This is a genomic window from Cupriavidus sp. 05T42, from assembly GCF_056396345.1.
This window is the reverse complement of sequence record NZ_JBFTLH010000002.1, coordinates 273,779-287,328: the sequence shown is the minus strand read 5'-3', so window position 1 is coordinate 287,328 and position 13,550 is coordinate 273,779. Positions and strand designations below refer to the sequence as shown.

The window sequence follows — 13,550 nt, the reverse complement described above, 5'->3', positions numbered from 1 at the left end:
GCAGTCTGTTACGACTTGCGCGGCGCGCCGCCCAGCAGCGCGGCCACGGGACGCTTCGGCGCCGGGCGGCCACGGCTCAGCGCGGCAGCCAGTTGCTCGTCGGCCGGCTGCGCGTTGGCGTGATGGTTCGACGGCTCGTACGGGCGCGAGAAGAACGGATCGTCCGACGGACGGAACGCCTGACGGCCACCGCTTTCGGTGCGGCGACGACGGCCCGGCACGGCTTCCGCCTCCGCCGCCGCTTCACCGCCGTTGTCACGGGTGCGGCGCACATCGGCACGCTGGCGACGACGGTCCGTTTCCTCTGTGCGCGCACGCTCGCCGGTCGGGTCGAAGCCATTCAGCTCGCCGCGCGGAATGCTGCGCTTGATCAGTTTCTCGATATCGGCCAGCAGGCGGTCATCGCCACCCTGCACGTAGATCGAGAGCGCATCGCCGCTGGCGCCAGCCCGGCCCGTACGGCCGATGCGGTGCACATAGTCTTCCGCGCTGTACGGCAGGTCGAAGTTGATCACGCACGGCATGGCCGGGATGTCCAGGCCACGGGCGGCCACGTCGGTAGCCACCAGGGCGTCGATCGTGCCGGTCTTGAAGCCTTCCAGCGTCTGCATGCGCTCGGTCTGGGTCTTGTCGCCGTGGATGGCGGCGGCGTTGATGCCCTCGCGCTCCAGGTGACGCGCCAGGCGCGAGCAGCCGATCTTGCTGTTGACGAACACGATGCACTGGCGCGAATCGGTTTCCGACGCGCGCTGCTTGAGCAGGTGCACCACGGCGGCCTGCTTGTGGCCGTCTTCCACGCGGTAGACCATCTGGCGCACGTTCTCGTTGGTCGAGTTGCTGCGCGCCACTTCGATCGTCACCGGCTGCTTCAGGTAGCTCGAGGCCAGCCGCTTGATTTCCGGCGAGAACGTGGCCGAGAACAGCAGCGTCTGGCGCTGGGCCGGCAGCAGGTTGATGATGCGCTGCAGGTCCGGCAGGAAGCCCATGTCGAGCATGCGGTCGGCTTCGTCCAGCACCAGCATCTGCACCTGCGACAGGTTCACCGACTTCTGCTGCACGTGGTCCAGCAGGCGGCCCGGCGTGGCGACGAGGATTTCCACGCCACGGCGCAGCGCATCGGTCTGCGGGTTCATGTCTACGCCGCCGAAGACCACGGTGCTGCGCAGGTCGGTGTGCTTGGCGTAGCGCGCCACGTTGTCGTAGACCTGGTCGGCCAGCTCGCGCGTCGGCGTCAGCATCAGCGCACGCACCGGGTGGCGCGCGGGCGAGGCACTCGCGTTCGACATCGGCAGCAGGCTCTGGATGATCGGCAGCGCGAAGCCTGCCGTCTTGCCGGTGCCGGTCTGCGCGGCGCCCATCACGTCCTTGCCGAGGAGGACCACCGGAATGGCCTGCGCCTGGATCGGCGTCGGCGTGGTGTAGCCCTGTTCGGTCAAGGCGCGCAGGATGCGCGAATCCAGCCCGAAGCTTTCGAACGTTTGCTCTGCGGCTGGGGTCTGGTCTGGGGTGGTCGTCATCGTCATGGTTTCGGTGTCTGGCGGGCGAGGCCCGCGCCAACTGACACGCGTCTCGAGAAAGGCATACCGGGCTGCGCCAACGCGGGGCGTTGGGTCACGATCGGCAATTGCCCAGAAAATCAAAGACTTGGATTCTACCATCAGTGTCCGGTGCATCGTGAGTATCGCCAGATGTCATGTCAACGCCGTGTCACATGGCGCGGCGACGATACTGGCCCGACGATGTGCCGACAGCGGCCCACCTGACCCCGATTCCAGACCCATTCATGCCGAATACGCCACAACTTGCGCCCTCCCCGACCGATCTGGCCCGTCGGCGCTTCCTGCGCACATCGAGCCGCTTTCTGGGTCTGGGTGTCGGCTTGAGTGCACTGAGCGGCACATTGATCGCCGCACCGGCCGTGGTGTCCTCGGCCCGGCCCAGTGCGCCGGCAGGCATTCAGCTGGGCGATCCCTCGGATGACGGCCTCGTGGTCTGGGCCCGCGCCGACCGCCCGGCGCGGATGGTCGTCGAATACAGCACCGACCCGTCGTTCCGCAACGCCGCCCGCCTCTCCGGGCCGCTGGCCATCGCCGAGACCGACCTCACCGCCCGCACGCTGCTGACCGGCCTGGCGCCGGGCCAGCCGTATTTCGTGCGCGTGGCGTTCGAGACCCCGGGCGAGCGGCGCGGACTGGGTCCGTGGCTGGACGGCAGCTTCCGGACCCCCTCGCTGGCCGCCGACCGCCCCGTGCGCTTCGTCTGGTCCGGCGATACGGTCGGCCAGGGCTGGGGCATCAATCCGGAACTGGGCGGCATGCGCATCTACGACGCCATGCGCCAGCGCAACCCTGACTTCTTTATTCACAGTGGCGACACGATCTACGCCGACAGCCCCATCCAGGCCGAGCAGAAGGCCGAGGGCGGCCGGATCTGGAAGAACGTCGTCACCGAAGAAGTCAGCAAGGTGGCCGAGACCCTGAAGGAATTCCGGGGCCGCCATCGCTACAACATGCTCGACGAGAACGTGCGCCGCTTCGCCCGGCAGGTGCCGCAGATCTGGCAGTGGGATGACCACGAGGTGACCAACAACTGGTCCGCGTCGAAGGATCTGTCCGGCGATGCGCGCTACACCGAGAAGAACGTCAGCGTGCTGGTGGCGCGCGGCCAGCGTGCCTTCCTCGAGAACGCGCCGATGCGCTGGCACCGCCAGGGGCTGGACGAGCGCGTGCATCGCCGCATCGCCCAGGGCCCCCTGCTCGATGTGTTTGTGCTCGACATGCGCAGCTTCCGGGGCCCGAACGGCTACAACCGCGAAACCGTGGAAGGCAAGGACACGCCTTTCCTCGGCAACGCGCAGCTGGAATGGCTGATGGCGGAACTGGTGGCGTCGCGCGCCACGTGGAAGGTGATTGCAGCGGATATGCCGATCGGCCTCGGCGTACCCGATGGCAAGGATGCACAGGGCCGCGCGCGCTGGGAGGCCATCGCCAATGGCGACGGCCCGGCGCTGGGCCGCGAACTGGAAACCGCGCGGCTGCTGACGCGGATGCGCCAGGCCGGCCTGAAGAACGTGGTGTGGATCACCGCCGACGTGCACTACTGCGCCGCGCACCACTACGCGCCCGAGCGGGCCGTCTACCGGGATTTCGATCCGTTCTGGGAATTCGTGGCGGGGCCGCTCAACGCGGGCAGCTTCGGTCCCAATCCGCTCGACAACACCTTCGGGCCGCGCGTGGTGTTTCAGAAGGCGCCGACCGCGCAGAACCTGTCGCCGCTGGCCGGTTTCCAGTTTTTCGGCGAGATCAATATCGATCCGGCCTCGCGCGCGCTGACCGTGGATCTGCGCGACCTGAACGGCGTGTCGCAGTACGCGCAGACCTTGCAGGCACAGGGCTGAACAACTGGCGGCGCCCCGCTCCCGGAGGGAGAGGGGTTGGAGGATAGGGCCGGAATATCAACGAAGTTCGACATGTTGATCGGCAAAGGTCCGCCCCATCCCCCGCCCCGCTCCGCTCCGGTATAGGCGAGGAACCGCCAAACGGCCGTCTGAATCGACGGCCAGCCTCAGTCGCTCTTGATATTGTTGTCCTTGATCACCTTGCCCCATTTCGCATAGTCGTTGCGCATGCGCGTGGCGAGCTGATCGGGCGGCATGTAGGACGCCACCGTGCCGGCGCCCAGCATCTTCTGCTGGACGGTCGGATCGGCCAGCGCAGCCTTCAGTTCAGCGGAGAGCTTGGCGACGATCTCCTTCGGCGTGCCGGCCGGCACCAGCAGCCCGCCCCACGACGACGCATCGAAGCCCGGGAAGCCCTGCTCCGCCACCGTCTTCACATCGGGCGTGAAGCTGACGCGCTTGGCCGAGCCCACCGCGATCGGCCGCAGCTTGCCGGCCTTGATGTGCGGCAGCGCCGCGATCATGTCCGCGAACATCATCGGCACCTGGCCGGCCAGCAGGTCGGAAATCGCCGGCGCGCTGCCCTTGTACGGCACGTGCTGGACGTCGAAATGGCCGAGGTTCTTCAGCAGTTCCGTCGACAGATGGCCGAAGCTGCCATTACCGGCGCTGGTGTAGTTGAACTCGCCGGGCTTGGCCTTGACCTTGGCGATGTACTGCTGCAGGTCGGTCACATCGGGCATCGCCTGCGGATTGACCACCATTACGATCGGCAGCTCATAGGCCGCGCCCACCGGCGTGAGGTCCTTGAACAGGTCGTAGCTCTTGCGCGGAATCAGGTGCGGGGCCAGCAGCGTCGGCGTGGCCAGCATCAGCAGCGTGTAGCCATCAGGCGCGGCCTTGGCCACGGCCTCGGCGCCGATGGTGCCCGAGGCGCCCGGGCGGTTGTCGATCACCACGGTCTGCTTCAGGCTCTCGCCCATCTTCTGGCCGATGATGCGCGCGGCGGTGTCGGTCGGGCCGCCGGCCGGGAACGGCACGATCAGGCGGATCGGCTTGTCCGGGTAGCCCTGCTGGGCCAGCGCGGGCGCGGCGAGCAGCGGCAGCGTGGCGGCGACGGACAGCGCGAGCGCGGAAATCGTAAAACGACGACGTTGGTAATGCACGGTGTTTCCTCCAATGGGCCGGTCGTGGCCGGCTTGCTTCTTCGACTGACTAACTAATAGATACCGCGCGAGATTCAGAGCGTCATCACGCCCGGGCGGAACAGGCGCGGGTCCATCTGGCGCAGGTCATCGGCCACGGCCACGGGGGTGGCGCATTGGTCGAGCACATCGCGCTGCAGGTCCATGCCCGGGGCGATTTCCACCAGCGTCAGGCGCGCTTCGCCATTTGCGTCGGCGCGCATCTCGAACACCGCGCGCTCGGTCACGTACAGCACCGGCACGCCGAGCGAGGCCACGTACGGGCCGTTGAAGCTCAGGTGAGACACCTCGGGCACGATCTTCTTGACGCGGCCTTCGCGCACGATGCGCAGCTGGTCGTCCTCGACGCGGATCTCGAGTCCGCCCGCCGTCAGCGTGCCCATGAAGACCAGCGCGCGGGCGCTCTGGGTGATGTTGATAAAGCCGCCCACGCCCGCGATCAGCGCGCCCTCGCCTTCGCCAAACTTGCTCACGTTGACGTTGCCGTGGCCGTCGAGTTCGGCCAGGCCGAGGATGGCCAGGTCGATGCCGCCGCCCTCGTAGAAATCGAACTGGGCTGGCTGGTCCACCACGGCCTCGGGGTAGGCGGAGGCGCCGAAGCTCAGGCCATCCGCCGGCGTGCCGCCGATGGGGCCCGCCTCCACGGTCAGCGTGAAGCCGCCGAGCCCGGCCTGGTGCGCGAGCGCGCCCACGGCGGCGGGCATGCCCACGCCGAGGTTGACCACGCGCGGCTGGCGGCGCGCGATCTCCATCGCGGCGCGGCGCTGGACGATGGTGCGGGCGTCGAGCGGCGCGGCGGTGGCCGGCAGCGCCTCGGCCTCGCGGGCCGCTTCGGCCGCCGCAGCGGCCTCCCCGCGCCACGGCGTGACATAGGCGGCGTTATAGGTCTCGGCGAACGTCATCTGATGGTGCGCCGGCTCCTCGCTGACCACCACGTAATCGACGAGGATGCCCGGCACGTGAATGGCCTGGAGGTTCTCGTGGTAATCGACGATCGACTCCACCTGCGCGATCACGATGCCGCCCGAGTTGTGCGCGGCCTGCGCCATCGCCAGCAGCTCGTGGTGGAACGCCTCGCGATGCGTGCTCAGGTTGCCGCGCGTGTCCGAGGCGGTGCAGCGGATCAGCGCGCAATGAATCGGAAAGCTCGGATAGAACAGGTATTCGTCGCCCCGGAAATCGACCGCTTCGACCCAGTTGGCGCGGCCTGCCGCGATGGCGTCGTGCGCGCGCTGGTTGATGGCGCCGCCGTGGTAGCGCGCATCCTGCGCGGTGCGCGGATCGACGAAGGTATGGAGGCCGACCTTCGTCATCACGCCCGGCTTGCCGCCGGCGATGGCCCGATACAAGTGGGTCAGCACGCCCTGCGGCAGGTTGAAGCCCTCGCAGTCCTCGTTCATGGCAAGCGTGGCCAGCCGCGTGGCCGAGCGCCAGTGACCGCCGACGATGGCCCGGGTCATGCCGGCATTGCCGAAGTGATTCACCCCGCGCGCGCCGCGGTCGCCCTGGCCGGCCGAATAGACCAGCGTCAGGTCTCGCGGCAGGCCGTCCTGCAGGAAGCGCGACTCCAGCGCCTCGGTCACGCCCTCGGCATGCCCAGCGCCCACGAAGCCTGCGCTGGCCACGGTCCAGCCGCTCTGGACAAGCTCGGCCGCCTGCCGGGTGGTGATCACCTTCATTGCTGTCTCCTGGTTCTTCTTGTGTCGTGGTTTCTACTGACCCACGATTCCCGAACAAATGTTCGCAAAACGCCTATCATACGGATCGGACGCCCGGACGCAAGTGTGCGCCGCATCCCGACAAACCCTGACTTTCCCCTTCATCTGGCCCTTTATCGGCCCTTCCCGACCCTCGCATGACGCGCTCCGACGCCACCGCTGCCAACGACGTTCCCCACGACGCCCCGAAAAAGGACGAGCTGCTCGATTCGCTCACCAAGGGGCTGGCGCTGCTGCGCCTGTACGCGAGCGGCGTGGAACGGCTGACCATGCAGGAAGTGGCCGAGCAACTTGACGTGACCCGCGCCGCCGCGCGCCGGCTGCTGCTGACGCTCGAGCACAACGGCTACCTGGCGCAGGACGGCCGTTACTTTGCGCTGACGCCCAAGGTGATGGACCTCGGCTATGCCTATTTTGCCTCGATGAACCTGCCGCAACTGGCCCGGCCCTATTTGCAGGCGCTCTGTGCCGAGGCGGGCGAAAGCTGCTCGATCGGCATGTTCGACCGCGACTCGGTGGTGCTGGTGGCGCGCGAGGAGCCGAGCCAGATGCTGCGCGTGGACATGGCCATCGGCCGCCGCATGCCCGCCTACGCCCACTCGCTGGGCCGCGTGCTGCTGGCGGGGCTGGACGACGCGGCGCTGGTGACCTATCTGGAATCCGCCGAACTGCGCAAGCTGACGCCGTTCACGATCGACTCGCGGGCGGCGCTGGCGCGCAAGCTCGAACAAGTTCGAGCGGATGGCTTCTGCACGCTGATCAGTGAACTGGTCGATGGCTTCGCCGGGATCTCCGTGCCGCTACGCGACCAGACCGGCAAGACCGTGGCCGGCCTGGGGCTCAGCATGGTGCTGGGCAGCCGCAACCAGGCCTATCTGGAATCGCACTACTTGCCCCCACTGCGCGCGGCGGCGGAGAAGATCGAGGCGATCCTGCGCGCCCGATAGGAAGCATCCGAAACCGGACCCCGGAATGAAAGAGCCCCGCAGGCCGGGGAGGTCGCGGGGCTGAAGTGGTAGCGGGGCAAGGATCCTGTTGCCCCGGGACTATCTTGCGCGAAGGTCCCTCCGCCGACATCACCCATTTGTGGGGAAATTGGTGGGGTATCGCACCTCCGAACGGGCGCACCTTCAGGCGTGTGGCCAATTGCGGAAAACGTCGAATTGCTCTAAGGCGGCGGTGAATGCCGCGAGCGACGGATGTTGCGCCGGCGTCACCCTTCCCGGCAGCAGCGTCTGGGTGAAGGTCCAGACCACAGCGGTGGTCACGTCCGCCTGGGTCAGCGTGCTGGCATCGGCCGGCACGGCGCAGGTTGAAATTTCCTGTTCCAGCAGCGCATAGGCGCGAGCGAGCTGCCCGTCCACGCGGTCCAGCCAGGGCTGGTGCTGCTTCTCGGCCGGGCGCAGGTTGTGCTCGTAGACATCCTGCACGGCCTTTTCGCACGCGGCCAGCGCCAGGCCGATGATGCGCAGCGCCCGCTGGCGCGCGCCCAGCTCAGACGGCATGAGACTGCGCCGTGCCACCGCTTCCGCGTAGTCGATGATCAGCGTGGAATCCATCAGCACGGTGCCGTCGTCGCAGACCAGCGAAGGCGCCTTGACCACCGGATTGATCGCCCGGAACTGCTCGAAGGTGCTGAACACCGATACTGATTCATGCCGGAACGGCACGTCGAGCAAGGCCAGCGAGATGGCCGCGCGCCGCACGTACGGGGAATCGAGCATACCGATCAGTCTCATGTTTCTGCGCTCCGTGGAAGGACAGTCATAGGGAAATTCCGATCCCCATATGATGCGTTGGGCACGTACGGATGCCAACGGTTTTGTGGGGCGCTGCTGAATTCCTGTCGACCTTTGTCGACATTGTCAATCGGGGCTTCAGCGGATCAGGTTGGCGACCGTTAAAGGCGTCATCGTCATCAACCTGGCCGTGCCATGTTCAACAAGCTCTCCATCCGCCTACGTCTCAACGCCGCGCTTGCCCTGCTTGGGACCCTGCTCACAGTCATCGGCATCATCGGCGCGGTGGGCATGCGCGATTCCCGCGCCGATATCCACGAGATCTACACCAACCAGCTGGCCTCCACGGCGCTGGTGGCCAAGTCCCAGCTCAACGCCGCCGTGATCCGCACCACACTGGATCGCGCCGTGTTCCACCCGGATGCCGCCGACGTGCCGGTCACCATCGAGAAGGCGCTGACCTATCGGCAGAAGTCCGAGGCCGCGTGGAGCAAATATCAGGCACTTCCGAAAACGGAAGAGGAAAAGCGCCTGACCGCCGAGGTGGAAGGCAAGCGGGCGACCTTCCTGCGCGATGGCGTGGAGCCCCTGATCGCCGCGCTGCGCGCCAACGACGCCGCCGGCGCCGACAAGGCGGTGATGGTGACGATTCCGCCGCTGTTCGTCGCACTGACCGCCGCCGTGGACGCCCTCGAGCGCAACCAGAGCGACCAGGCCAAGGCGATGTACGAGCACGCCACGGCCCGCGCGCAGCGCTTCCAATGGATGGTGGCCGGTGCCATCGGCCTGGGCATCATCGCCGCACTGGGTTGTGCGGTCGGCCTGCAACGCGCGATCTCGGCGCCGCTGGGCCGCATGCTTGAGAACTTCAGCGAAATTTCTCGGGGCAACCTGACCCAGACCATCCGCGTAACCAGCGAGGACGAGATGGGCGCCCTGACGCGCGGCCTGCAGGAGATGCAGCGCGGCCTGGTAAGCGCCATCCAGACCATGCGTGGCGGCAGCGATGCCATCGCCAGCGCCACGCAGCAGATTGCCGCCGGCAACCTCGACCTCTCGCAACGGACCGAGGAACAGGCGAGCGCGCTCGAGCAGACCGCCGCCAGCATGGAAGAACTGACGTCCATCGTGAAGCAGAACGCGGACAACGCGCGACAGGCCAATGCGCTGGCCACGCAGGCGTCCGACACCGCCTCGCGCGGCGGCGAGGACGTGCGCCGGGTGGTGGACACCATGCGCGATATCCAGCTCGCCTCGCGCAAAATTGGCGATATTACCGGAGTGATCGAAGGCATCGCCTTCCAGACCAACATCCTGGCGCTCAACGCCGCCGTGGAAGCGGCGCGCGCCGGTGAACAGGGCCGCGGCTTCGCCGTCGTGGCGGGCGAGGTGCGCGCGCTGGCGCAGCGCTCGGCTACCGCCGCCAAGGAAATCGTGCAGCTGATTAATGAAACGGTGAGCGAGGTCGAAGCCGGCACACGCCAGGTCGACCAGGCCGGCGCGACGATGAGCGACGTGGTCCAGGCCGTGCGCCGCGTGACGGACATCATGGGCGAGATCAGCGCGGCATCGACCGAACAGAGCGCCGGCATCGAGCAAGTCAGTCTGGCCGTGACCCAGATGGACCAGGTCACGCAGCAAAACGCCGCACTGGTGGAAGAAGCCGCCTCGGCGGCGCAGGCGCTGGAGGAACAGGCCGGGGTGCTGCGCACGACGGTGGCATCGTTCCGGCTGCCGGCCGCGGCGGGTTAAGGGTGGTTTGGCGGCTCGGCGGCGCGCTTTCGTAGATGTGCGATAGGCGCCGCATTTACGGCGTGATAGCGTCCGCGTTCTTTCCATTCACACCCAGAGCGCGATGACACTTTCCAGGCCGTTTAGCAATGTGAAGACGCTTCTCCTGATTGCCGCCGCCATGGCGCCAGCCGTGAGTTTTGGCTGCGGGGAGCAGGAGTTTCCGCCGTATGTTTATCCGTCGGTTGTGCCGGGCGGGAAAACGGCGGCCGATTTTGTACCGAAGGGATGGAAGGTGCTCGGCACTGCCGAAGGTGACCTCAATCACGACGGGAAGCCTGATTTGGCCATCGTCCTCCAAGGTACCGACAAGGCTTACCAATGGAAGAACGAGGGACTGGGCGAGCCAGAGGTAGACCAAAATCCGCGCATGCTGGTCATCGCCTTGGCGAACCCCGCTGGCGGTTTCCGAAAACTCACGCAGAACAACAACTTCATTCCCGTCCACGATAATCCAATGGCGGACGATCCGTTCGACAGCATCGATATTCAGCGCGGCCTGCTCAATGTCCAGTTCAGGATGTGGATGAGTGCGGGCAGCTGGAGCATGAGCACCACCCAATACAAGTTCCGCTACGAAGACGCGGCCATGCGCCTGATCGGCTATGAGTACTATCACCGCCACCGCGCCTCGGGGGCGGAAGACATCGTTAGCACGAATCTGCTGACAGGCATGCAGCGCGCAATCCGCAGCGATGGGGAATCCCAAAAGCCGAAGGAAACCTGGCAAAAGCTGAAAATCGGCAAAAAATGGACGCTGGATACGCTCCGCAGCGGGCCAACATTTGACGAGACGCCGGTGCCCTCGAACCCATAGCGCGCTGCATCCGCAATAAAAAAGGGGTTACGGCATCAACCGTAACCCCTTTTTTACTACCACGTAAGTTGGTGGGCCTCCCGTGAGTCGAACACGGCACCAACGGATTATGAGTCCGCTGCTCTAACCAGGCATGAGCTAGAGGCCCTTGGAGGGCTTAGTTGCCTTCCAGGAAGCTCTTCAGCTTGTCGGAGCGGCTCGGGTGGCGCAGCTTGCGCAGTGCCTTGGCCTCGATCTGGCGAATCCGTTCACGCGTCACGTCGAACTGCTTGCCCACTTCTTCCAGCGTGTGGTCCGTGCTCATTTCGATGCCGAAACGCATCCGCAGCACCTTGGCCTCGCGCGGCGTCAGGCTGTCCAGCACGTCCTTCACCACGTCGCGCATCGAACCATGCAGCGCGGCCTCGGCCGGCGCCAGCGTGTTCGTGTCTTCGATGAAGTCGCCCAGATGCGAGTCGTCGTCGTCACCGATCGGCGTTTCCATGGAGATCGGCTCCTTCGCGATCTTCATGATCTTGCGGATCTTGTCCTCCGGCATCTCCATCTTTTCGGCCAGCGTTGCCGGATCGGGCTCGTTGCCCGTTTCCTGCAGGATCTGACGCGAAATCCGGTTCATCTTGTTGATCGTTTCGATCATGTGCACCGGAATCCGGATCGTGCGTGCCTGATCCGCGATCGAACGCGTAATGGCCTGGCGGATCCACCACGTGGCGTACGTGGAGAACTTGTAGCCGCGACGGTATTCGAACTTGTCCACCGCCTTCATCAGGCCGATGTTGCCTTCCTGGATCAGATCCAGGAACTGCAGGCCACGGTTCGTGTACTTCTTGGCGATCGAGATCACCAGACGCAGGTTGGCCTCGGTCATCTCGCGCTTGGCCTCGCGGGCGCGCTTCTCGCCCTCGGACATCTTGCGGTTGACGTCCTTCAGCTCCTTCAGCGGCAGCACCACGCGCGCCTGCAGGTCGATCAGCTTCTGCTGCAGTTCGTGCACGGCCGGCACGTTACGCTCGACGATCGTGCTGTAGCCCTTGTGGTCGGCCACCACGGTCTCGATCCAGTCCAGGTTCGTCTCGTTGCCCGGGAAGCGGGCGACGAAGTCCGAGCGCGGCATGCCGCACTTGTCCACGACGATGTTCAGGATCGCGCGTTCGAGCTTGCGCACCTCATCCACCTGGCCACGCAGCGTGTCGCACAGGCGCTCCACGTTACGCGCGGTGAAGCGGATGCCCATCAGTTCGGCCTGGATCGCTTCCTGCGCCTTCACGTACGGTTTGGACTTGTAGCCTTCCTTCTCGAAGGCACGGCGCATCTTGTCGAACTGCTCGGCGATCACGCGGAATTTCTCCAGCGCGTTCTGCTTCAGTTCTTCCAGTTGACGTGCGGAAGCCGCGCCGCCAGCAGCGCTGTCGTCCTCGTCTTCCTCGTCGCCGTCGCTTTCCTCGTCGGACTCGACATCTTCCTCCTCGGCTGCCGCTGCGGCCGCAGCCGGGGCTGCTACCGCCACGTCGTCGGCGTTCGGGTCGATCAGGCCATCGACGAACTCGTCGATCTTGATCTCGTCGTTCGCCACGCGCTCGGCGTGCGCCAGGATCTCGGAAATCGTGACCGGGCAGGCCGAGATGGCCATGACCATGTCCTTCAGGCCCGCTTCGATCCGCTTGGCGATCTCGATTTCGCCCTCGCGCGTCAGCAGCTCCACCGTGCCCATTTCGCGCATGTACATGCGGACCGGGTCGGTGGTGCGGCCGAATTCGGAATCGACGGTCGAAAGTGCGGCTTCCGCCTCTTCCTCAGCCTCTTCCTCGCTCGTGGCGGACGGCGCGTTGTCGTTGAGCAGCAGCGTTTCTGCGTCCGGCGCCTGCTCGTAGACGGCGATGCCGATGTCGTTCAGCGTGGCGACCAGCGTGTCGATCGTTTCCGAATCGACCATGTCGTCCGGCAGGTGATCGTTGATTTCCGCGTAGGTCAGGTAGCCGCGCGACTTACCGAGCTTGATCAGCGCCTTGAGCTTCTGGCGGCGGACCTCGAGTTCCTCCTCGGTGCCCTGCTGGGTCGAGGCGAACTCCTTGAGCAGCGCCTTTTCCTTGGCCTTGCGGTCCTTGGCCTTCTGCTTCTCGGTCTTGGGCGCAGCGGTGGCGGCGGGTGCGGCGGCCGCTGGCGCGTCGTTTTCGTAAAACTCTTCAGTCACGTCTTCAGGGGTGCTGTCGTCTTGCTGCATCTCGGCCTTGGGCTTGCGGCCACGCTTCTTGGGCTCCGGCTTGACGGCCGGGGCAGCGGGAGGCTCGGATGCAACGGGTGCGGGAGTCGCGGCACGGGCCTTTGGCGCCACGGCGGCAGCGCCAGTCTTGGCGGCTCCGTTCCGGGTGCTGGCCGTCGTTGCCGCACGCTTGCTCTCGACTTCGGTATTCTGCTGTTTCGCCACGGTGATACTCTTGCCTTTCACGGGTGCAGAAGCGGCATGCATGCCGCTCGTATTGGCGCTATCGCCGCTCTCGCGTGCCGAAGTCGAGGGCTTTGTCTTTTCGGATATGCGATTCCTGGCGGAAGTGGTCCCTGCCGGTGCAGTTGCACCGTGCGCGGGCTTTGCTGGCGCAGACCGGGCTGTTGTCGTCCTGACTGTCGCGGTCGAAGTCTTCGCCGCCGTTGTATTCACGGACGCCTTGCCGCTCCCTGATTGGGGAGCTTTGGAGGGCGCCTTATCGGCTACCCTTTCGGTTGCTTTGGCCTTTGCCATTGGCACGCTCACTTTCGCCAGTACTGGAGAGAGATTTCGCAATCCAAACCGGGCATTGTAGCACGTCACCAACACCCGGCTTCCACTCAGGTAAGGTTTTCACCTGAAAAATCAAGGCTTAAGCACCGGACAAGCGCCAGATATCC

General features: G+C 65.7%; 10 protein-coding genes and 1 tRNA gene. 5 read left to right on the top strand and 6 right to left on the bottom strand.

The window, feature by feature from the left end; translation table 11 throughout:
- Positions 1–8: 8 nt before the first annotated feature.
- Entirely contained in the window at positions 9–1,523 is a 1,515-nt protein-coding gene (locus tag AC1EJR_RS03385; protein WP_092290328.1) for a DEAD/DEAH box helicase, read from the bottom strand.
- A gap of 260 nt (positions 1,524–1,783) precedes the next feature.
- On the opposite strand from AC1EJR_RS03385, the gene AC1EJR_RS03380 reads away from it, so the two are divergent.
- Positions 1,784–3,397 carry an alkaline phosphatase D family protein gene (locus AC1EJR_RS03380; protein ID WP_477112851.1) on the top strand — a complete coding sequence of 538 codons (1,614 nt, stop codon included), beginning with the start codon at positions 1,784–1,786 and terminating at the stop codon, positions 3,395–3,397.
- Between the two features lie 167 nt (positions 3,398–3,564).
- Here the strand turns inward: AC1EJR_RS03380 and AC1EJR_RS03375 are convergent, their stop codons facing one another.
- On the bottom strand, positions 3,565–4,563 hold the full coding sequence (locus AC1EJR_RS03375; RefSeq protein ID WP_477146870.1) for a Bug family tripartite tricarboxylate transporter substrate binding protein: 999 nt from the start codon (positions 4,561–4,563) through the stop codon (positions 3,565–3,567).
- Between the two features lie 74 nt (positions 4,564–4,637).
- Complete coding sequence (locus tag AC1EJR_RS03370; RefSeq protein WP_441644033.1) at positions 4,638–6,281, bottom strand: acyl CoA:acetate/3-ketoacid CoA transferase; 1,644 nt, start codon at positions 6,279–6,281, stop codon at positions 4,638–4,640.
- A gap of 176 nt (positions 6,282–6,457) precedes the next feature.
- Between AC1EJR_RS03370 and AC1EJR_RS03365 the strand changes: the two genes are divergently transcribed.
- Entirely contained in the window at positions 6,458–7,267 is an 810-nt protein-coding gene (locus AC1EJR_RS03365) for an IclR family transcriptional regulator domain-containing protein (protein WP_441590574.1), read from the top strand.
- Positions 7,268–7,450: 183 nt separating this feature from the next.
- On the opposite strand, the gene AC1EJR_RS03360 is transcribed toward AC1EJR_RS03365, so the two are convergent.
- Complete coding sequence (locus AC1EJR_RS03360) at positions 7,451–8,059, bottom strand: glutathione S-transferase (RefSeq protein WP_441590575.1); 609 nt, start codon at positions 8,057–8,059, stop codon at positions 7,451–7,453.
- A 195-nt stretch (positions 8,060–8,254) separates the two neighbouring features.
- Between AC1EJR_RS03360 and AC1EJR_RS03355 the strand changes: the two genes are divergently transcribed.
- The gene (locus tag AC1EJR_RS03355) at positions 8,255–9,811 is read left to right on the top strand and encodes a methyl-accepting chemotaxis protein (protein ID WP_477112849.1); all 1,557 of its coding nucleotides are present in this window, start codon (positions 8,255–8,257) and stop codon (positions 9,809–9,811) included.
- Positions 9,812–9,941: 130 nt separating this feature from the next.
- Complete coding sequence (locus tag AC1EJR_RS03350) at positions 9,942–10,667, top strand: hypothetical protein (protein ID WP_477146869.1); 726 nt, start codon at positions 9,942–9,944, stop codon at positions 10,665–10,667.
- Positions 10,668–10,736: 69 nt separating this feature from the next.
- Here AC1EJR_RS03350 and AC1EJR_RS03345 read toward each other — a convergent pair.
- Together AC1EJR_RS03345 and rpoD are read right to left on the bottom strand one after the other, a co-directional pair.
- Positions 10,737–10,815: transfer RNA gene (locus AC1EJR_RS03345), tRNA-Ile, on the bottom strand.
- A 9-nt stretch (positions 10,816–10,824) separates the two neighbouring features.
- Positions 10,825–13,134, bottom strand: a complete 2,310-nt coding sequence (gene rpoD / locus AC1EJR_RS03340; RefSeq protein ID WP_255370670.1) for an RNA polymerase sigma factor RpoD — start codon at positions 13,132–13,134, stop codon at positions 10,825–10,827.
- Here rpoD and AC1EJR_RS03335 point away from each other — a divergent pair.
- Positions 13,133–13,465, top strand: a complete 333-nt coding sequence (locus AC1EJR_RS03335; protein ID WP_255370671.1) for a hypothetical protein — start codon at positions 13,133–13,135, stop codon at positions 13,463–13,465. The genes rpoD and AC1EJR_RS03335 overlap by 2 nt on opposite strands.
- The last annotated feature ends 85 nt before the right edge of the window (positions 13,466–13,550 follow it).

What these genes read in the sequence shown, in the direction of transcription:
- rpoD (WP_255370670.1), bottom strand. Translation starts at nt 13,134, where the DNA reads ATGCATGCCGCTTCTGCACCCGTGAAAGGCAAGAGTATCACCGTGGCG.
- AC1EJR_RS03360 (WP_441590575.1), bottom strand. Translation starts at nt 8,059, where the DNA reads ATGAGACTGATCGGTATGCTCGATTCCCCGTACGTGCGGCGCGCGGCC.
- AC1EJR_RS03355 (WP_477112849.1), top strand. Translation starts at nt 8,255, where the DNA reads ATGTTCAACAAGCTCTCCATCCGCCTACGTCTCAACGCCGCGCTTGCC.
- AC1EJR_RS03370 (WP_441644033.1), bottom strand. Translation starts at nt 6,281, where the DNA reads ATGAAGGTGATCACCACCCGGCAGGCGGCCGAGCTTGTCCAGAGCGGC.
- AC1EJR_RS03365 (WP_441590574.1), top strand. Translation starts at nt 6,458, where the DNA reads ATGACGCGCTCCGACGCCACCGCTGCCAACGACGTTCCCCACGACGCC.
- AC1EJR_RS03380 (WP_477112851.1), top strand. Translation starts at nt 1,784, where the DNA reads ATGCCGAATACGCCACAACTTGCGCCCTCCCCGACCGATCTGGCCCGT.
- AC1EJR_RS03335 (WP_255370671.1), top strand. Translation starts at nt 13,133, where the DNA reads ATGCCGCTCGTATTGGCGCTATCGCCGCTCTCGCGTGCCGAAGTCGAG.
- AC1EJR_RS03385 (WP_092290328.1), bottom strand. Translation starts at nt 1,523, where the DNA reads ATGACGATGACGACCACCCCAGACCAGACCCCAGCCGCAGAGCAAACG.